General features: G+C 62.4%; 16 protein-coding genes. 9 read left to right on the forward strand and 7 right to left on the reverse strand.

Annotation, left to right across the window (positions count from 1 at the left end; genetic code table 11):
• From B4E36_RS21070 to B4E36_RS21085, 4 genes are all read right to left on the reverse strand, one after another.
• Positions 1-482, reverse strand: a 482-nt coding sequence (locus tag B4E36_RS21070) for an ABC transporter ATP-binding protein (protein WP_345900786.1), incomplete at its 3' end; no start/stop codon positions are given.
• 22 nt (positions 483-504) lie between these two features.
• Positions 505-1,389, reverse strand: coding sequence for a carbohydrate ABC transporter permease (locus tag B4E36_RS21075; protein WP_018064702.1), 885 nt, complete (start codon positions 1,387-1,389; stop codon positions 505-507).
• Positions 1,382-2,317 (reverse strand): carbohydrate ABC transporter permease, encoded by a 936-nt coding sequence (locus B4E36_RS21080; protein WP_292054142.1) that lies wholly within the window; start codon positions 2,315-2,317, stop codon positions 1,382-1,384. The genes B4E36_RS21075 and B4E36_RS21080 overlap by 8 nt, the downstream gene beginning before the upstream one ends.
• A 166-nt stretch (positions 2,318-2,483) precedes the next feature.
• Positions 2,484-3,776, reverse strand: a complete 1,293-nt coding sequence (locus B4E36_RS21085) for an extracellular solute-binding protein (RefSeq protein WP_292054139.1) — start codon at positions 3,774-3,776, stop codon at positions 2,484-2,486.
• Positions 3,777-4,005: 229 nt separating this feature from the next.
• Between B4E36_RS21085 and B4E36_RS21090 the strand changes: the two genes are divergently transcribed.
• The 9 genes from B4E36_RS21090 (at position 4,006) to B4E36_RS21130 (ending at position 14,062) form a co-directional block, all read left to right on the forward strand.
• Positions 4,006-5,205 carry an ROK family transcriptional regulator gene (locus B4E36_RS21090; RefSeq protein WP_292054137.1) on the forward strand — a complete coding sequence of 400 codons (1,200 nt, stop codon included), beginning with the start codon at positions 4,006-4,008 and terminating at the stop codon, positions 5,203-5,205.
• A 33-nt stretch (positions 5,206-5,238) separates the two neighbouring features.
• Positions 5,239-6,339 (forward strand): Gfo/Idh/MocA family protein, encoded by a 1,101-nt coding sequence (locus B4E36_RS21095; protein ID WP_292054135.1) that lies wholly within the window; start codon positions 5,239-5,241, stop codon positions 6,337-6,339.
• A 65-nt stretch (positions 6,340-6,404) separates the two neighbouring features.
• Entirely contained in the window at positions 6,405-7,046 is a 642-nt protein-coding gene (locus B4E36_RS21100; protein WP_292054133.1) for a ThuA domain-containing protein, read from the forward strand.
• Positions 7,047-7,091: 45 nt separating this feature from the next.
• Positions 7,092-8,123 (forward strand): aldo/keto reductase, encoded by a 1,032-nt coding sequence (locus B4E36_RS21105; protein WP_345900787.1) that lies wholly within the window; start codon positions 7,092-7,094, stop codon positions 8,121-8,123.
• Positions 8,124-8,300: 177 nt separating this feature from the next.
• A complete protein-coding gene (locus B4E36_RS21110) occupies positions 8,301-9,227 on the forward strand; it encodes an ArsR/SmtB family transcription factor (protein ID WP_292054130.1) in 927 nt (308 codons plus the stop codon).
• 123 nt (positions 9,228-9,350) lie between these two features.
• Complete coding sequence (locus B4E36_RS21115; RefSeq protein WP_292054128.1) at positions 9,351-10,859, forward strand: alpha-N-arabinofuranosidase; 1,509 nt, start codon at positions 9,351-9,353, stop codon at positions 10,857-10,859.
• A 139-nt stretch (positions 10,860-10,998) separates the two neighbouring features.
• Positions 10,999-12,267, forward strand: coding sequence for an extracellular solute-binding protein (locus tag B4E36_RS21120; RefSeq protein WP_414673802.1), 1,269 nt, complete (start codon positions 10,999-11,001; stop codon positions 12,265-12,267).
• Between the two features lie 68 nt (positions 12,268-12,335).
• Entirely contained in the window at positions 12,336-13,220 is an 885-nt protein-coding gene (locus B4E36_RS21125) for a carbohydrate ABC transporter permease (protein ID WP_292054125.1), read from the forward strand.
• A complete protein-coding gene (locus B4E36_RS21130; protein ID WP_292054214.1) occupies positions 13,220-14,062 on the forward strand; it encodes a carbohydrate ABC transporter permease in 843 nt (280 codons plus the stop codon). Before B4E36_RS21125 ends, B4E36_RS21130 begins: the two co-directional genes overlap by 1 nt.
• An 86-nt stretch (positions 14,063-14,148) precedes the next feature.
• Here the strand turns inward: B4E36_RS21130 and B4E36_RS21135 are convergent, their stop codons facing one another.
• From B4E36_RS21135 to B4E36_RS21145, 3 genes are all read right to left on the reverse strand, one after another.
• A complete protein-coding gene (locus tag B4E36_RS21135; RefSeq protein WP_292054123.1) occupies positions 14,149-15,228 on the reverse strand; it encodes an ABC transporter ATP-binding protein in 1,080 nt (359 codons plus the stop codon).
• A gap of 245 nt (positions 15,229-15,473) precedes the next feature.
• Positions 15,474-17,132, reverse strand: coding sequence for a hydantoinase B/oxoprolinase family protein (locus tag B4E36_RS21140; protein ID WP_292054121.1), 1,659 nt, complete (start codon positions 17,130-17,132; stop codon positions 15,474-15,476).
• A gap of 3 nt (positions 17,133-17,135) precedes the next feature.
• A partial coding sequence (locus tag B4E36_RS21145) for a hydantoinase/oxoprolinase family protein (RefSeq protein ID WP_345900788.1) occupies positions 17,136-18,143 on the reverse strand: 1,008 nt, incomplete at its 5' end.

Genomic DNA, 18,143 nt, shown 5'->3' on the forward strand with positions numbered 1-18,143 from the left:
AGCGGCTCGTCGAACAGGAACACCGCCGGATCGCGCACCACCGCGCGGCCCATGGCGACGCGCTGGCGCTGGCCGCCGGAAAGCTGCGAGGGCTTGCGGTCGAGCAGCGCCGTCAGGTCCAGCATCCGCGCCGCCTCGCCGACGCGCTCCTCGATTTCCGCCTTCGGGCGCTTGGCGAGACGCAGGTTGAAGCCCATGTTTTCGGCCACCGTCATATGCGGATAGAGCGCGTAGGACTGGAACACCATGGCAATGTTGCGCTCGCGCGGCGTCAGATCGTTGACGATCTCGCCGCCGATCGAAATATCGCCGCCGGTGATTTCCTCAAGGCCGGCGATCATGCGCAACAGCGTGGATTTCCCGCAGCCCGACGGTCCGACAAGGGCGACGAACTCGCCATCCTCGATCGAAAGCGAAACGCCGTGGATGACCTCGAGAGCGCCGTAGGACTTTCTGATATTGCTGAGTTCGACGGATGCCATTTTCGACAAGCTCCCGGAGGGTTCACGATTTCACGGCGCCGGCTGTCAGTCCGGCGATGATGTGTTTCTGGGCGATAAAGAAGGCGATGATCGTCGGCAGGATGGTCAGCGTGATGAAGGCGAGCACAAGCTGCCATTCGGTCGCGAATTCGCCCTTGTAGACCATGATGCCGAGCGGCCAGGGGTAGCGGCTCTCCGTGTTCAGCATGATCAATGGAATGATATAGCTGTTCCAGCTCTGCACGAAGGCGATGATGCCGACCGTGGCGATGATCGGCCGCGACAGCGGCATGGTCACATGCCAGAAGAAGCCGATATAGCCGCAGCCGTCGACGAAGGCGGCATCGAACAGCTCCTCCGGCAGGTTGCGGAAATAATTGCGAAACAGCAGGATGCTCATGCCGAGCCCGAAGGCCACCTGCGGCAGGATCACGCCCCAATAGGTATCGAGCAGGCCGAGATCGCGGATGCGGATATAGAGCGGCAGGATGGCGGTGGCCGCCGGGAACATCAGCCCGATCAGGAAATAGTTGAGCAGATAGTCCGAACCGAAGAAGCGGATATGGGCGAAGCAGAAGGCGGCGCAGGCGGCGAACACGATGGTGAGAAACACGGTAAACACCGCGATCAGCAGCGAATTGCCCATCTGCAGCCAATAGCGCTTCGAGATCAGGATATCGGTGTAATTGCTCCACTGCCATTGATCGGGCAGGCCGAACGGACTGCCGCGCAGGTCCGGCAGCGTCTTGAAGCCGCCAAGCGCGGTGGTGATGAGCGGGATGATGACGATGCCCGCGACAAGCAGCAGCGAGACATAGAGATAGGTCTTGGTGCCGGCATTGAGCTTGCGGCCTTCCCCGCCGGATTTTGCCGCATCGATCGGCGCGCTTTCGGAAATCTCAGTCATTTTTCATGAATATCCGTTTGTAGCTGAAGGCCAGCGTGACGCAGATGATGAACAGAATGACGCCGACGGCGCTGCCGAAACCGACCTGCATGCGGGTGACGCCGAAATTGTAGAGAAAGGTCACCATGGTCTGGGTCGAGTTGGCCGGCCCGCCGCCGGTGAGCGGCATGATGAGATCGAAAAGCTGCAGCGAGCCGATAACGGCGAAGAACACCGAAAGCCGCACGGTGGAGCCGAGCATCGGCAGCGTCACCAGCCGGAATTTCTGCCAGCCGGTCGCTCCGTCGATATCGGCCGCTTCCAGAATGCTGCGATCGATCGCCTGCAGGCCGGCGATGAACAGCATCATGTGGAAGCCGAAATATTTCCAGACCACCACGCCAAGGATGGCCGACATGGCGGTATCGGGATTGGCGAGCACAAATGGCGGCTCCGCCCCGAAGAAATGCCAGATGCCGGCGACGAGGCCGAAATCACCGTCATAGACGAAGCGCCAGATCATGCCGGCGGCGACATCGGCCAGCACATAGGGCAGGAAGAAGATCAGTCGGAAGAACAGCGCGCCCCTGATCTGCTTCGTCACCATGGAGGCGAGCCACAGCGCCAGCGGCAACTGGATGACGATCGAGACGGCGATAATCAGGCCGTTATTGATCAGCGCCTTGGTGAAGGCGCTGTTGCGGAAGATAAGCTGGTAGTTGCGGAAATCGACCCATTTGCTCGGTTCGCCGTAGCCGTTCCAGCTGAAGAAGGAGTACCAGGCCGCCTCGCCGATCGGCAGGATGACGAGCAGCGTGAACAGCACCAGCGCCGGCGGCAGGAAGATGATCAGCACCGGCCATTTGGTATGGGCCAGCGAGCGCCGTCTTCTGGCCCTGCCCGGAGCAGGCCCGACCGGCGCGGGCAGGATGGAGTCGGTGGTCGTCATTGGCATTTTCCCGCATGCAGTGCGGCGGCGGTATGCCGCCTTGCCCGTGCAGCCGGAGATCGCGCATTTAAGCCGGGTTCAGCGAAAAAAGTCCGGCCGGGCACATCCCCGAACATCAGGAGCCTGGAATGCCGGGCGCCGGCAAGGCGGCGCCCGGAACAACGAACTACATGTTTTCCAGTTCGTAGGTGTCCTGGATCTGCTGGGCGGCGTCTTCCGGCGAGGTCGCGCCGGAGACGATCGCGACGCTCATGTCATTGACCACCGCGCCGACATTGGGCCCGAGATCCTGGTCGAGATAGTTCTGGTGCCAGGTTTCATCGGCCAGCGCCTCGGCACTGCTCTTCAGAAGCGGATCGGTAATCGAGTCGGCGACGCCGATCGTGACCGGAATGACCTTCTGAACCTCGGAAATCCTGCGGGCGACATCCGGGCTGGTATAGTATTCGAGGAATTTCTCGGTCTCGGGCGGCGCGTCCTTGGTCACGGCCCAACCGGTCAGGCCGCCCATATTGTCGGTGACCACGCCCGGCGCGCCCTCGATCACGGGAAAGGCGAAGCGTCCGATATTGTCTTCCGCAAGCCCCTTGCCGTCGGTGGAATTGCTGATCTGGGTCCGGCCGGTGTTCTCGAAGGACAGGATCATGGCCGCGCGCCCGTCGCCGAAGGCTGCCAGCGCATCGTTCCAGGTCGCGCCGAGATAGCCGTTCTGGAAGGGTTCAAGCGCGCCAAGCGCCGCAAGCTTCTCGCCGGCCGCGACGAAGGGCTCGCCCGCGAAACCGCCATTTTCGCCAGCCTTGGCCGCCATGAAGCCGTCATGGCCTGCCTCGCGCATGGCGAGATAACCCCAGTAGAAATGGATCGGCCACTTGTCGCCGCCGCCGCCGGCAATCGGCGTGATTCCGGCATCCTTCAGGGTCTTGACGGCCCCCATGAAGTCATCCCAGGTTTCGATCGAGGTGCCATCCACGCCGGCCTTGTCGAACAGTTCCTTGTTGTAGAAGAACGAGACGACGCCGTTCAGCACTGGCGCGGCCCAGACTTGGTCGTCAAACGTCATCCCGGCAATCGACGACGGTTTCAGCGTGTCGCGCCATTTGTTGTTGTCGGCATCGAGCGCCGGCGTGATATCCCTGAGGACGCCGGTCTCGGACTGCGCCTTCAAAACGCCGCCGCCCCAGGTGTAGAACAGACTGGGGATTTCCGATGATTGCAGCAGGGTCGGCAGTTTCGCCTTGAAGGCCTGGTTTTCAAGGAACTGCATCTCGATCTTGACGCCCGGATTGGCCTGCTCGAACTCGTCGGCGACCTGGCGCCAGACTTCAACGACCGGCTCCTGGTTTTCCAGATGGAGCCATTTGATGACGGTCTCGGCCGATGCCGTGTTCGCGGCCACCGCGAGGGCCGCAAAGCCTGCGGCGGCAGCGCCGTAACGAAGCCATTTGGCAGTAATTGACATATCGCACTCCTCCCAAAGTACTTTTTTTGCACACTCCGGATTAAATAAATGTCGAGACCTGAGTTTTGTCAACCCGAAACTACCCGTTCCGGGGCAAACTGCCTTAAAAATAGCCATATCGCGCAAAAATCGCTTGCATGGCGCGTGTAGCCGGGACTAAGAACAGGCATAAATTATTTCGTGATGCGGAAAAATTAAACCCCTGCCCTGAAGCTGCCCGACGAGCCCCATGAAGACTGCTGATCCTGAATTGATGCGAGCAATCAACCGGTTGAGCGTGCTGGACACGATCCGGCGCAACGGCCCGATCGCGCGCATCGAGATCAGCAAGCGCACCGAGCTTTCGACCAGCACGGTTTCCGCGATCACCGGCTCGCTGATCGATGACGGCCTGATCCTGTCGCGGCACGAGGGCGACCTGCGCAATGCCGCCGCGCGCGGCCGCCCCCGGGTGATGCTCGAGCTCAATCCGGACGCTTCGCGCGTTGTCGGCGCCAAGATCGCGGCGACGCGCATGACCTTCGTGGTGTCCGATTTCTGCGGCGAGGTGCTGTCCGAATTTTCGCTCCCCGTGCGCATCGACAGGATGCCGATCGACGTCATCGCCGATCTGGTGGAGGACGGCGTGCGCGCCTGCGTGATGGATAGCGGGCTGACGCTTTCCGAGATCGACGTGATCTGTCTCGGCATTCCCGGCGTGGTCGAGCACCGCACCGGCGTGGTGCGCTCCAGCCCGATCTTCAGCGACGAGAATGTCGATTTCGCCGCCGTCATGTCGCCGCGCTTCGGCATCCGCACGATTATCGAGAGCGATGTTCATGCCGTCACGCTCGCCCACCACTGGTTCGGCAAGGCCCGCCATCTCGAGGACATGGTGCTGGTCTCGCTGGAGCGGACGCTGGGGCTCGGCGTGCTGCACAACAGCCAGCTTTTTCGCGGCGCGGGCGGGCTCAGCCACAATCTCGGCGACCTCGTGCTCGGCAGCAGCGCCGACAGCATGTCGCGGCTGGCAAGCCTCGCCGGCGAAAGCGCGATCCTCGGCGACGGCCCGCGCGAAGGGCTTTATGCCGATGCCGTGCGGCTGGGGCGCGGCATTTCGCATGCCCAGACGCTGATCAAGGCCAAGGACGCGCAGATCATGTCGGCGGCGGAGCGCGCCGGCGATGCCATAGGCGTGACGGTCGCCAACATCGTCACCCTTTTCGCCCCACCACGCGTTATTCTCGTGGGTTCCAGCCTTGCGCTCGGCAAACCCTTCATCGACCGGCTGACAAAGGCCTTCAACAGCGCGATCCCGCCATCGCTCGCCGATGTCAGCGAACTGGTCTTCGACGACGCCGAGGATTTTTTCTGGGCGCGGGGAGCGGCGGCGGTAGCACTTTACGAACTGTATGAATCGCCATGGAGCACAACCGGCCCCGCGCTTTGAACGCCGGGCTTCGCGCTTTGGGAGGAGTGAGAAATGGAAAAAGTAGGTATCGGCATCATCGGATGCGGCAATATTTCGGGCGCCTATCTGAAGGCGATGGCCGGATTCGACATTCTCGACATTCGCGGCGTCGCCGACCTCAACCAGGCGGCAGCCGAGGCGAAGGCGGCCGAATTCAATGCGCCCGTCAGCACGATCGACGCGCTTCTGGCCGACCCCAAGGTCGAGATCATCCTCAACCTGACCATTCCGCGCGCCCATGTCGCGGTGGGTTTGAGAGCGCTTGAGGCCGGCAAGCATACCTATTCGGAAAAGCCGCTCGGCATCACCTTCGCCGAGGGCAAGACGCTCGCGGACGCCGCCGCCAAAGCGGGACTCAGGATCGGCGCGGCCCCCGATACGTTTCTCGGCGGCGGCCACCAGACGGCCCGCGCGCTCGTCGACAGCGGCGCGCTCGGCCTTGCGGTCGGCGGCACGGCGAGCTTCATGCGGCCGGGCCATGAATCCTGGCACCCCAATCCCGATTTCTACTACGATATCGGCGGCGGCCCGATGCTCGACATGGGCCCTTATTACATCACCGACCTCGTCAATCTTTTCGGCCCGGTGAAAAAGGTCGCCGGCTTTGCGACCATGCTGCGCCGGGAACGCGAGATCACCAGCGAACCGCGCCGGGGCGACATGATTTCCGTCAAGGTGCCGACCCATATTGCCGGCACGCTGATCTTCGAAAACGGCGCGGTCGTGCAGGTGACGATGAGCTTCGACGTGGCGGGCCACAAGCATCTGCCGATCGAGATCTACGGCACCGAGGGAACGCTGCTGGTTCCCGACCCCAACTTCTTCGCCGGACCGGTCTCGCTTCTGAAAAAGGGTGGAGATTTCGAGGACCAGCCCGTCGACCAGCCCTATGCCGACGGCAATTACCGCTCGATCGGGCTTGCCGACATGGCCTATGCGATCCGCAACGACAGGCCGCACAGGGCGAACGGCGATCTGGCCCTGCATGTGCTGGAGGTGATGGAGGCCTTCACCACCGCCGCCGAAACCGAAAAGACCGTCGGGATCACGACCACCGTCGCGCGGCCGGCGCCGCTGTCGGATTCGCTGATCGACGGCGCGCTCGGCAAATAGGCCGAACGGCGAGAAACCATCAACCCGGCCGGCGGGATGCCGGCTGACGCGAGAGGAGAGATATCATGCGCGAAGCACTCATAGTCTGGGGCGGCTGGAGCGGACACGAGCCGGAGGAATGCGCCCACATCATCCGCGACATGCTGCAGGAGGACGGGTTCAAGGTCTATCTCGAACATTCCACCGAGGCCTTCGCCGATCCGCAGATCAAGGATCTGAGCCTGATCGTTCCGATCATGACCATGTCGAAGATCGAGAAGGAGGAGGTCAAGAACCTGTCCGCGGCCGTGGAGAGCGGCGTCGGCATTGCCGGCTATCACGGCGGGGCGGGCGATGCCTTCCGCGATTCGGTCGACTACCAGTTCATCATCGGCGGCCAGTGGGTGGCCCATCCCGGCAATATCATCGACTATACGGTCAATGTGACGAAGCCGGACGACCCGATCATGGAGGGGATTTCCGATTTCCCCTATCATTCGGAGCAGTATTACATGCATGTCGACCCCTCCAACGAGGTGCTGGCGACCACCACCTTCAGAGGCGACCATGCGGAATGGATCGACGGCGTGGTCATGCCGGTGGCGTGGAAGCGCCGCCACGGCAAGGGCCGGGTGTTCTATTCCTCGCTCGGCCACATCGCCAGCGAGTTCCAGGTTCCGGAAATGGCGACCATCTTCCGCCGCGGCGCCAACTGGGCGGCGCGCTGAGCCGCGCGACCGCCTCTGCCATCAGTCAACAGAAAGGAAACGCTCATGGATTATCGCAGACTTGGAAACAGCGGCGCCGTGGTGACCAGTCTCTGCCTCGGCACCATGACCTTCGGCGACGAGGCCGACGAGGCGACCTCCTTCCGGCTGATGGATGCCTATGTGGAAGCCGGCGGCAACTTCATCGACACCGCCAACGTCTATTCAACCGGTCTCTCCGAGGAGATCGTCGGCCGCTGGCTGAAACAGAAACCCGGCATTACCAAGGAGCTGGTGATCGCCACCAAGGCGCGGTTTCCCATGGGCGACGGGCCGAACCGCATCGGCCTGTCGCGCAAGAACCTCGCCGAATCGCTCGATGCCTCGCTGGCCCGCCTCGGCGTCGAGCAGATCGACCTCTACCAGCTTCATGCCTTTGACGCGCTGACGCCGCTGGAAGAATCGCTGCGCTTCCTCGACGATGCCGTCTCGAGCGGCAAGATCGCCTATTACGGCTTCTCCAACTTCCTTGGCTGGCAATTGACCAAGGCGGTCTGGATCGCCAGGGTGAACGGCTTCTCCGCCCCGGTCACCCTTCAGCCGCAGTATAATCTGCTGGCGCGCGGCATCGAGCACGAGATCGTCCCGGCCTGCCAGGATGCGGGCATGGGGCTTTTGCCGTGGTCGCCGCTCGCCGGTGGGTGGCTTTCGGGCAAGTACAAGCGCGACCAGATGCCGACCGGCGCCACAAGGCTCGGCGAAAATCCGGCGCGCGGCATGGAAGCCTATGACAAGCACAATGCCAAGTCGGTGACCTGGGAGGTGCTCGGCGCGCTGGAGGATATCGCCGGCGCGCACAATGCCAGCATGGCGCAGGTGGCGCTCGCCTGGCTTGCGGCGCAGCCCGCCGTCACCTCCGTCATTCTGGGCGCGCGCACCGAGGCCCAGCTTGCCGACAATCTCGGCGCGGCAAAACTTCAGCTTTCCGCGGACGAGATCAAGCGCCTGTCGGAGGTCTCACACCAGCCGATGCCGGATTATCCCTACGGGGCCGCCGGGGCCGCACAGCGCTTCCGCAAGATCGAAGGCGGCCGCTGAGAAATGCCGGATAGTCCAGGCCGGCGGCTTGCTGCCGGCCCCGCTGCTTTTGGGACAATGCGGGGCGGCAGACCCGCGAACCGGGATCTGCCGTTAACGTGTCGGGAAATTTGACCGCGCCAAGAATCCTGATATGAACGTTTTTTGACAAACGCCTCCCAGCAGCGAACCACATCCATGCCACGTAACTTTCTTGTCGTCGATCCTGAAAAGGACATGCATGTCATCAAGGGGCTTGCCGCGCCCGCGCGCATCTCGGTCCTCAAGCTGTTGCGCCGCAAGGGCGCGCTCAACGTCAAGGAAATCGGCGAGCTTCTGAACCTGCCGCAGTCGACGGTGTCGCTGAGCGTGCAGTTGCTGGAGGAGGCCGGGCTGATCCGCACCGAAAGCCAGCGGGCGCGCAAGGGCAATCAGAAGCTCTGCACCAGCATTTATGACGAGGTCGTCATCATGTTCGGCGATGCGGCCGAAGAACGCCGCAATGACGGGATCGAGGTGGCGATGCCGGTCGGCCTCTATACCGCCTGCGAGGTCAGCGCGCCCTGCGGGTTGTGCACCGATGAAGGCATTATCGGACTTCTTGATGTGCCGGATTCCTTCCTCGACCCGGCGCGGATGAAGGCGGGGCTGATCTGGTTCACGCGCGGCTCGGTGGAGTACCAGTTTCCCAACAACGCCCGGCTCGACAACCGCGACGTCGCCGAGCTTGAGTTCTCGCTGGAGCTTTCATCCGAAATGCCGGGCACCAATCCGGACTGGCCGTCCGACATCACGATTACCGTCAACGGCGTCGATATTGGCCAATGGACCTCGCCCGGCGATTTCGGCGACCGCCGCGGCGTTTTCACCCCCGACTGGTGGAAATTGAAAGGCTCGCAATACGGCATGCTGAAGCGTTTTCGGGTAACCGACGCCGGCTCGTTTGTCGACGGCGTCAGGATGTCGGATGTCTGTCTCGCCGATCTCCGGCTCGACCAGAAGCACTCGATCCGCCTCTGTCTGAGCGTGCGTGACGACGCCCGCCACCCCGGCGGCATCAATATCTTCGGCAAGGGCTTCGGCAATTACGATCAGGATATCGTGCTGCGCCTGACGACCCGGTAGCCCCGCCCGGGGCCAAAACGAACCCGCCCGCCTCCGGAAAACCGCTTGACGAACGGAACGATCGGGTCTTTATTATCCATAAATATTGGTTTGCACCAAAAAACAAAATTTCGAGGAGGAAGCATGCAGGCCCGCGTCACCGCGCACAAGAATTTCACCATATCCACGATCGATCCGAGGCTCTACGGCTCGTTTCTCGAGCATCTCGGACGGGCAGTATACACCGGCATCTATGAGCCTGACCATCCGACCGCGGATGAAAACGGCATGCGCCGCGACGTCATCGATCTTGTGCGTGAACTCGACACCCCGATCTGCCGCTATCCCGGCGGCAATTTCGTCTCGGCCTATAACTGGGAGGACGGCATCGGCCCGCAGAGCGAGCGCCCCACCCGTCTCGACCTTGCCTGGCGGACGGCGGAATCCAACCAGGTCGGCATCCAAGAATTCGCCCGCTGGGCCGAGGCCGCCAATACCGAGATGATGCTGGCCGTCAATCTCGGCTCGCGCGGGCTCGATGCGGCGCGCAACTTCGTTGAATATGTCAATCATCCAGGCGGCAGCTACTGGTCCGACCTGCGCCGCAAGAACGGCCAGGCCGATCCGTGGAACGTCAGGCTCTGGTGCCTCGGCAACGAGATGGACGGCCCCTGGCAGGTCGGCCACAAGTCCGCCGCCGAATATGGCCATCTCGCCAACGAGACCGCCAAGGCGATCCGCGCCTTCGACGACAAGCTGGAGCTTGTGGTCTGCGGCTCTTCCCATTCCGACATGCCGACCTTCCCGCAATGGGAGGCCACGGTGCTGGACGAGACCTATGACCAGGTCGACTATATCTCGCTGCACATGTATTTCATGAACTACGAGAAGAACACGCGCGAATATCTGGCGCTGCCGGAAAAGCTCGACCGCTATATTGGCACGGTCAGCGGCGTGATCGACTATATCAAGGCCAAGAAGCGCTCGAAGAAGAACGTCAAGATCTCCTTCGACGAGTGGAACGTCTGGTATCACGAGCGCGAGGCGGACGAAAAGCGTATGAAGGAGTGGGACTGGCCGCACGCGCCGGTGCTTCTCGAGGACATCTACAATTTCGAGGATGTGCTGCAGGTCGGCTGCATCATCAACACCTTCATCCGCCGTTCGGATGTGGTGAGCATTGCCTGCATCGCCCAGCTCGTGAACGTCATCGCGCCGATCATGACGGCGCCCGGCGGCGCTGCCTGGAAGCAGACGATCTATCATCCCTTCCAGCTCGCCTCGCGCTATGGCCGCGGCACGGCGCTGGCGCTCGACGTCGATTGCGCCACTTATAACGCCGATATCGCGGCCAATGTGTCCTATCTCGACATTTCCGGCGTCCACGACGCGGATGAGGGCACACTGACCTTCTTCGCCATCAATCGTCACGGAGAGGAGCCGATGACGATTGATCTCGCGCTTGAGCGGTTCGGCGAGGCAAAGTCGGTCGAGCATACCCTGATCAAGCATGACGATCTCGAAGCGGTGAATACGAAGGAAAATCCGGACAATGTCAGCCCTGTGAAGCAGGACGGCGCGAGCGTGTCCGGCGGCAAGGTTTCGATTACGGTCCCTGCCTATTCCTACTCGATGATCCGGGTGAAGCTGTAGCGCGTCAGCCGCGCCGCCGCAGGGCTCAATCAAGCAAGACGGCGCGCCGCATGCCTCCGTGAACGGGGCCGGCGCGGCGAGAATGCCAACCATACGGCGGGAGGCCGTATTGCAAAGAGAGGAGAAGACGATGGCTAGAATGTTAGGTGCGGCCATGGGCGCGATAATCGCCGCGGGGGTATTCGCCACCGCCGCCCAGGCTCAGGAAACGGTCACCTGGTGGGACTTCCTCGCCGGCGGCGACGGCGTTCGCATGAAACAGCTGATCTCCGATTTCAATGCCGAGCACGAGGGTGAGATCACCATCGACGCGACGACGCTGGAATGGGGCACGCCGTTCTATTCTAAGATCCGGACCTCCGCCGCGATCGGCGAAGGTCCCGATATCATGACCTATCACGCAAGCCGCATTCCGCTTGCCGTCAGCCAGGGCATCCTGCAGGAGATCACGCCGGCGGACTGGGAGACGATGGGCCTGTCCGAGGCCGATTACGCGCCGGCGACCTGGGACGCGGTGACGGTGGACGGCAAGCAGTATGCCGTGCCCTTCGACACCCATCCGATCGTGCTCTATTACAACAAGGACGCGCTCGCCGAAGCCGGTCTCCTGACCGAGGACGGCAAGCCGATGGGGCTTGATTCCCGCGAAGGCTTCGAGGCCACGCTGAAGGGCCTGAAGGAAGCAGGCGCGGAGTTTCCGCTCGCCTCGACCACTGCGGACGGCACCTTCATGTTCCGCACGATCTATTCCCTCATGGGCCAGCAGGACGGCGAGCTGATGTCCGACGGCGAATTCCTCGCCGGCGACAACGCCGAAAAGCTGCAAAACGCGCTGGCCGTGCTGCAGGGCTGGACCAATGACGGGCTTCAGACCACCTATACCGATTATCCCGCGACCGTGGCGCTGTTCACCTCCGGCGAATCGCCGCTGATGATCAACGGCGTGTGGGAAGTGCCAACCATGATCGACCTCAAGGAGCAGGGCAAGCTGTTCGAATGGGGCGCCGTGGAACTGCCGGTGATCTTCGACCACCCCGCGACCTACGCCGACAGCCATTCATTCGCCATCCCCGCCAATTCCGGCAAGGAGATGAGCGCGGAGAAGAAGGCGGCCGTGCTGGAAGTCATGTCGTGGATGGCGAAGAACTCGCTGTTCTGGGCGACGGCCGGCCACATCCCGGCCTACGGCCCGGTGACGCAATCGGCGGAATACCAGAGCATGCAGCCGAATGCGACCTATTCAAGCGTGACCGAAAACATGATCTTCGACCCCAAATCGACGCTCGCGGGCGTGGCCGGGCCGATCTATGACGTGATGTCCACCTATTTCGTGCCGACGCTCAACGGGGAAATGGAGCCGGCCGAGGCCGTGGAGGAAATCAAATACGAGCTGAACGATCTGCAATGATCGCTGCGGGCCGCCGGCATCACCGCCGGCGGCCGTTTCGCATGCCAGTTCTCCGCTTTTGAGGCCTCATGATGCTCCGCAACAAACGAAACGAAGCGATTGTCGCCCTGCTTCTGGTCGCGCCGTTCGTCGCAATCTACGGATTGATCTTCATCTATCCGACCATCCGGCTGCTCATCATCTCGTTTCAGGATGCGCCGCTGATCGGCAGCGGCGAGTTTGTCGGCCTCGACAATTATACCCGGCTCTGGGGTGACCGACGCTTCAACACGGCGTTCTGGAACACTGCCTATTTCGTCGCCATCACCGTCATTCCTGGAACATTGGTGGCCTTCGCCATCGCGCTCGGCATCAACCGGCTGAAGGGCCGCGTGCAGGCGCTGGTGCTGGCGATGTTCTTCCTGCCCTATATCCTGCCGGTATCGGTGGTCTATCTGATCTGGGACTGGACTCTGAACTTCCAGTTCGGCATTGCCATGTATATCTTCGATATCCTCGGGATCGACCGGGTGCCGGTGTTCAAGTCGACGGTCTGGTTCATGCCGGCGGTGGGCCTCATCACGATATGGTGGACCGCGGGCTTCTCGATCCTGCTTTTCCTGTCCGGACTGCGCGCCATCCCTGCCGAGATCTACGAGGCGGCGGCGCTCGACAACGCATCCCGCCTGACGACCTTCCGGCAACTGACCTGGCCGCTGATGTGGCCGATCACGGCGCTGGTGCTGACGATCCAGCTGATCCTGCAACTGAAGATTTTCGACCAGGTCTATCTGTTTTCGGTCGGCGGCCGGCCGAACGACAATCTGGTGCTTGTCTATTACGTGTTCCAGCGGGCCTTCCAGTATGACCAGGGCGGCCGGGCCGCTGCCGCTGCCGTCGTGCTGTTCATCATCGTCATCGTGGTGTCGGTGCTGAACTTCCAGCTGACACGGCTTTCGAAGGGGCGCGAATGATGAACGCAACAACGGCAAAACGCCTGAATGTCGCCGGCCTCCTGATCACGCTGCTGACCGTATTCATCGCAGTAATATGGGCTTTTCCGCTCTATTGGGGGGTGATTTCATCGCTCAAGCCGGAAGACGAGGTGGTGCGCCGCTATATCGAATTATGGCCGGACACCCTGACCTTCTCGCATTACTATTTCGCGCTCACCCAGACCCAGATCGGCGTCTGGTATCTGAATTCGATTGTCACCGCGCTTGCGATCACGGTGCTGACCGTCGGGTCCTCGATGTTCTGCGGCTATGCCATCTCGCAGCTTCAGTTCCCGTTCCGGCGGGTTCTGTGGTGGCTGATCCTGGCCAGCTTCATGGTGCCGATGCAGGTGCTGATCGTGAACCACTTCGAGTTGATGGCGCGGTTCGGCCTGATCAACACCTGGGCCGGGATCGTCCTGCCGCAACTGATCCACCCGGTGGTGATCATCGTCTACAAGCAGTTCTTCGACAATGTGCCAAAGGATTTCCGTGAGGCGGCGGCGATGGACAACGCCTCCGAATGGCGCATTCTCACGCGCATCTACATGCCGATGAACTGGGGCGTCACCACCGCGCTTGCGATCGTCACCTTCATCTGGTCGTGGAATGCGTTTCTGTGGCCGTTCCTGGCGGTTACCAAGACCGAAATGATGACGATCACCGTCGGCATCACCCAGGTCAACGACGCCTTCGGCGTCTATTACGCCCGCGAGCTGTCGGCCGCCGTGCTGGCCGGTCTCCCGGTCGCGGTCGCCTATCTGATCTTCCAGCGCAAGGTGACTCAGGCCATCACGCTTTCCGCCGGGATCAAGGGGTAAGACGGCACCCGAGCGCACGCATACGAAAACGCCGCGGCATTCTGTCCGCGGCGTTTTCGTGAGAGGTCGAAGCGCCCCTGATATCGTCAATGAACGTGATAGGCGTTTCCGGCGTCATCGAAGAGGTGAAGCGCGGTCGCGTCGAAGGCGAGCTTCACCCGATCGCCGGTCCTGGCTTCGGAACGTCCCTTATCGGTGGCGATCAGCTCCGTGCCGTCTTCCAGTGTGCAGTAGAGCAGGGTTCGCTCGCCGAGCCGCTCGACAACGCCGACCGTCGCGGTGGTGGTGACCGCATGGCGCTCGTCATCGTCCACCGCCTGCACGGCTTCCGGGCGAATGCCCATCTCGTAGCGTCCGGGTTTCATCTCTGGAATGTCGATCTCAACGGTCGAACCATCCTTGAGACGGGCCATACGGTTGTCGGTTGAAAGATCCACCTCGAGGAAATTCATGCCGGGCGACCCGACAAAACCGGCCACGAAGCGCGAGGCTGGCCTGAGATAGACCTCCATCGGCGTGCCGATCTGCTCGATCCGGCAATTGTTGAGCACCACGATCCGGTCGGCAAGCGTCATCGCCTCGGTCTGGTCGTGGGTCACATAGATCATCGTCGCCTGCATGCGGTTATGCAGCCGCGCAAGCTCGACGCGGGTTCTGACCCTGAGCGCCGCATCGAGATTGGAGAGCGGCTCGTCGAACAGGAAGGCCTTGGGTTCCTTGACGATCGCCCGGCCGATCGCGACGCGCTGACGCTGGCCGCCGGAAAGCTGGGCGGGCCGCCGTTTCAGCAGTTCCTCCATCTCCAGCATGCGCGCGGCCTCAAGCACCCGGGACTCGATCTCATCCGCGCTCATGCCGATATTGCGCAAGCCGAAAGCCATGTTGTCGTGCACGGTCATGTGCGGATAGAGCGCGTAGTTCTGGAACACCATCGCGACATTGCGCTGGCCCGGCGCGAGATTTTCGCTGCGGACCCCGTCGATCGTCAATGCCCCGTCATCGATGGTTTCAAGCCCCGCGATCATCCGCAGCAGCGTCGATTTTCCCGAACCCGACGGCCCGAGAAACACCATCAGTTCACCGGATTCCACGGCGAGCGAGATATCGTTGATAACATTGACGTTCCCGAAGCTCTTCGAAACACTGTCGAGCTTGATTGGAGCCATCTTTTCCTCCCGAACGGCTTTTGAACCATTGTTTCCGGTCCAGACCAGAAGTCAAGATGTCATATGCCGTTCCGGGCCATCATTCGCGCAAGCAGGCTGCTCGAGGTCGCCCGCGCGGAACGATCGGTTCGGGTAGACACAACTGAATACATTTCAGTTTGAAGAGAGATGTGGACTGCGTGAGAGCAGCCCCATCCCTTGCCGCGACGGCAAGGGATGGGGGATTAGCGGCGGGGCCCGGTCGATCAGGCCTCGTAGCCGTAGATTTCCTTGGCGCGTTCCGGCGTGAGATACTCGTTCTTCAGGTCGCGTTCGATATCGGCGCGGCTGCGCTCACGCGGATCGCCGTAACCGCCGCCGTTGCCGGTGACGACGCGGATGATGTCGCCCTCGTTGACCGTGAGGTTGGTGGTGAAGGCGTGGCGGTCGCGGCTGCCGTCTCTGCGCATCACCTCGACGTAATTGACCGAGCCGTCGAGCCCGCCGGACGCGCCCCAGGGCGGCATGCGCGAGCGGGTGTAGCCGACCGAGAGGAAGTTGTCGTCGGCGCGAACGCGGTAGTGCACTTCGATGCCCTTGCCGCCGCGCCACTGGCCCTCGCCGCCGGGCTCGGTGTTCAGCGCCACCTGCTCGATCCCCAGCCCGTAGCGGGCCTCGGCGACTTCGGCCGGGCAATTGAAGGTCTCGCCGTGAAAGCCGGAGAACTGGCCCGACACGCCATCGGAACCTTCCCATGCGCCCCAGCCGCCGACCTGCGGCTCGACGATGGTGTAGTGGCGGCCGGTGTCGGGGTGCGGACCGCCGATATTGGTGCCGCAGATCGAGGCGAAATTGCCGGCCGGCACGGAGCCCGGAAAATGCTCCGCCATCGCCCGCAGCAGCATGTCGAACAGCCGGATCTCGACCTCGGCATAATAGCCGAGCGCGCCGGGCGCCTCGACATGATAGATCGTGCCGGGTTTGGTCACCACACTGAGCGGCCTGAAGAAGCCGCCATTGCCGGGTGCGTCGGCGTCCGTGAAATCCTTGAAGGCGAGCTGCACGGCGATCTCCGTGCCCTCGCGCGAGCAGTTGAGCGAGCCGGACTGGGCCGGGTTGTCGGTGAGGTCGACGATGAATTCGTCGGCGGTCACCGTCAGCGTGACCTTGTGGACCACGCCGCTGTCCTGTTCCTCGGCAAAGCTGTAGCTGCCCTGCGGAATGTTCGCCAGGGCCGCCCGGGCACGGCGTTCACCGAGATCCATATAGTCGGTGACGGCCGCCGCAAACGTGTCCGCGCCGTATTTCGCGACCAGTTCCAGCACCCGGCGCTCGCCGATGCGAAGACCCGCGATCGCGGCCCACAGATCGCCGTTCAGGTAATCCGGCAGGCGGGAGTTGACCTTGAGAATGTCGAAGACCGCATGGTTCTCGACCCCTGCTGTGAACAGTTTCACCGCCGGAATGCGAATGCCTTCCTGGAAGATTTCCGTGGCTTCGGCCGACATCGAACCCGGCACATTGCCGCCGACATCGTTCCAGTGGGCGATATTGGCAACCCAGGCGACCATGACGCCCTCATGGAACACCGGCGCTGCCAGCACCATATCGTTGAGATGGGTAACGCCGCCGAAATAGGGGTCGTTTGAGGCGAAGACATCGCCCTCGCGAATATCCTCCAGCGGGAACTTCGCCAGAATGCCGGCGATCGCCTTGTCCAGCACGCCGATGAAGGCCGGGATGCCAGCACCCGACGCGGCGATCTCGCCCTGAGGGTTGAGGATCGAGGTGGAGAGGTCGAGCACCTCGTAGATGATCGCGCTCATCGAGGTCTTCACCTGGGCGTAGAACATCTCATCGGCGATCGCTTCCAGCGCATTCTGGATGATGTCGAAGGTGACGGGATCAAAGGTCTTGTCGGTCATGGTTCAGCCCCTCGTCTCGATATGCGTGTTGCCGAATTCGTCGATGGAGACGCGGTTGCCGGGATGGACGACGATGGTCGTGCCCGGATCCTCGATCACCGCCGGTCCGGTAAAGGCCATGCCCGGCTCGAATTTCGTGCTGTCATAGATGGTGGCCTCGTGCCGGCCTTCGGTGGCGTAGTCGACCATGCGCCTGCCCTTCACCGCGTCTTCCAGCTTCGCGCCGGTTTTCGGCAGCGCCACCAGTTCGAGTTTGCCGACCTCGGCGGCGGCGACCAGATGCAGGCCGATGATCTCGACGCCGGCGGCAAGGCGATAGGTATATTCACGCTCATAGATCTCGTGGAATTCCGAGACCATCTTCGTCAGGGTTTCATCGGTCACCGGACCAGCGGGCACCGGCACCTCAACGGCGAATTCCTGGTTCTGGTAGCGGCAGCGCACCAGCGGCTTCAGCGAAACCTTGTCGGGGCCGAAACCCTCGCGGGCATATTCGGCGCGGGCGCGCTCCATGGTGTGGGAAAGCAGGGCATCGAGGCCTTCGCGGTCGGTGCTTTCCATCAACCGGGTGACGAAATAGTCGCGGCGCAGGTCCGACATCATCATGCCCCAGGCGGAGAACACCGGCGCGCCGCGCGGCACGACAACCTTCTTGACGCCGAGTTCCTGGCCAAGCGCCACGCCATGCATCGGCCCGCCGCCGCCGAACACCACGAGCGTGAAGTCTCGGGGGTCGTAGCCACGGTTGACGGAGACCAGTTTCAGCGCGTTGACCATGTTGGAATTGGCGATGCGGATGATGCCGCGCGCGACGTCCTCGGGCGCATTGCCCATGCGTTCAGCCAGCTTTCCGAGCGCGCTTTCCAGCGCCGGGATATCCGCCTCGACCGAGCCGCCGCAGAAATAGTCCCTGTTGATCCGGCCAAGCGCGAGATTGGCGTCGGTTGTCGTCGCGTCCTCGCCGCCGCGGCCATAGGCGGCGGGGCCGGGCGTGGAGCCGGCCGAATGCGG

Origin of the sequence: Martelella sp. UBA3392, assembly GCF_002358775.1 — a bacterium.
Classification (GTDB): Bacteria; Pseudomonadota; Alphaproteobacteria; order Rhizobiales; family Rhizobiaceae; genus Martelella; species Martelella mediterranea.

What these genes read in the sequence shown, in the direction of transcription:
- B4E36_RS21075 (WP_018064702.1), bottom strand. Translation starts at nt 1,389, where the DNA reads ATGACTGAGATTTCCGAAAGCGCGCCGATCGATGCGGCAAAATCCGGC.
- B4E36_RS21080 (WP_292054142.1), bottom strand. Translation starts at nt 2,317, where the DNA reads ATGACGACCACCGACTCCATCCTGCCCGCGCCGGTCGGGCCTGCTCCG.
- B4E36_RS21085 (WP_292054139.1), bottom strand. Translation starts at nt 3,776, where the DNA reads ATGTCAATTACTGCCAAATGGCTTCGTTACGGCGCTGCCGCCGCAGGC.
- B4E36_RS21090 (WP_292054137.1), top strand. Translation starts at nt 4,006, where the DNA reads ATGAAGACTGCTGATCCTGAATTGATGCGAGCAATCAACCGGTTGAGC.
- B4E36_RS21095 (WP_292054135.1), top strand. Translation starts at nt 5,239, where the DNA reads ATGGAAAAAGTAGGTATCGGCATCATCGGATGCGGCAATATTTCGGGC.
- B4E36_RS21100 (WP_292054133.1), top strand. Translation starts at nt 6,405, where the DNA reads ATGCGCGAAGCACTCATAGTCTGGGGCGGCTGGAGCGGACACGAGCCG.
- B4E36_RS21105 (WP_345900787.1), top strand. Translation starts at nt 7,092, where the DNA reads ATGGATTATCGCAGACTTGGAAACAGCGGCGCCGTGGTGACCAGTCTC.
- B4E36_RS21110 (WP_292054130.1), top strand. Translation starts at nt 8,301, where the DNA reads ATGCCACGTAACTTTCTTGTCGTCGATCCTGAAAAGGACATGCATGTC.
- B4E36_RS21115 (WP_292054128.1), top strand. Translation starts at nt 9,351, where the DNA reads ATGCAGGCCCGCGTCACCGCGCACAAGAATTTCACCATATCCACGATC.
- B4E36_RS21120 (WP_414673802.1), top strand. Translation starts at nt 10,999, where the DNA reads ATGTTAGGTGCGGCCATGGGCGCGATAATCGCCGCGGGGGTATTCGCC.
- B4E36_RS21125 (WP_292054125.1), top strand. Translation starts at nt 12,336, where the DNA reads ATGATGCTCCGCAACAAACGAAACGAAGCGATTGTCGCCCTGCTTCTG.
- B4E36_RS21130 (WP_292054214.1), top strand. Translation starts at nt 13,220, where the DNA reads ATGAACGCAACAACGGCAAAACGCCTGAATGTCGCCGGCCTCCTGATC.
- B4E36_RS21135 (WP_292054123.1), bottom strand. Translation starts at nt 15,228, where the DNA reads ATGGCTCCAATCAAGCTCGACAGTGTTTCGAAGAGCTTCGGGAACGTC.
- B4E36_RS21140 (WP_292054121.1), bottom strand. Translation starts at nt 17,132, where the DNA reads ATGACCGACAAGACCTTTGATCCCGTCACCTTCGACATCATCCAGAAT.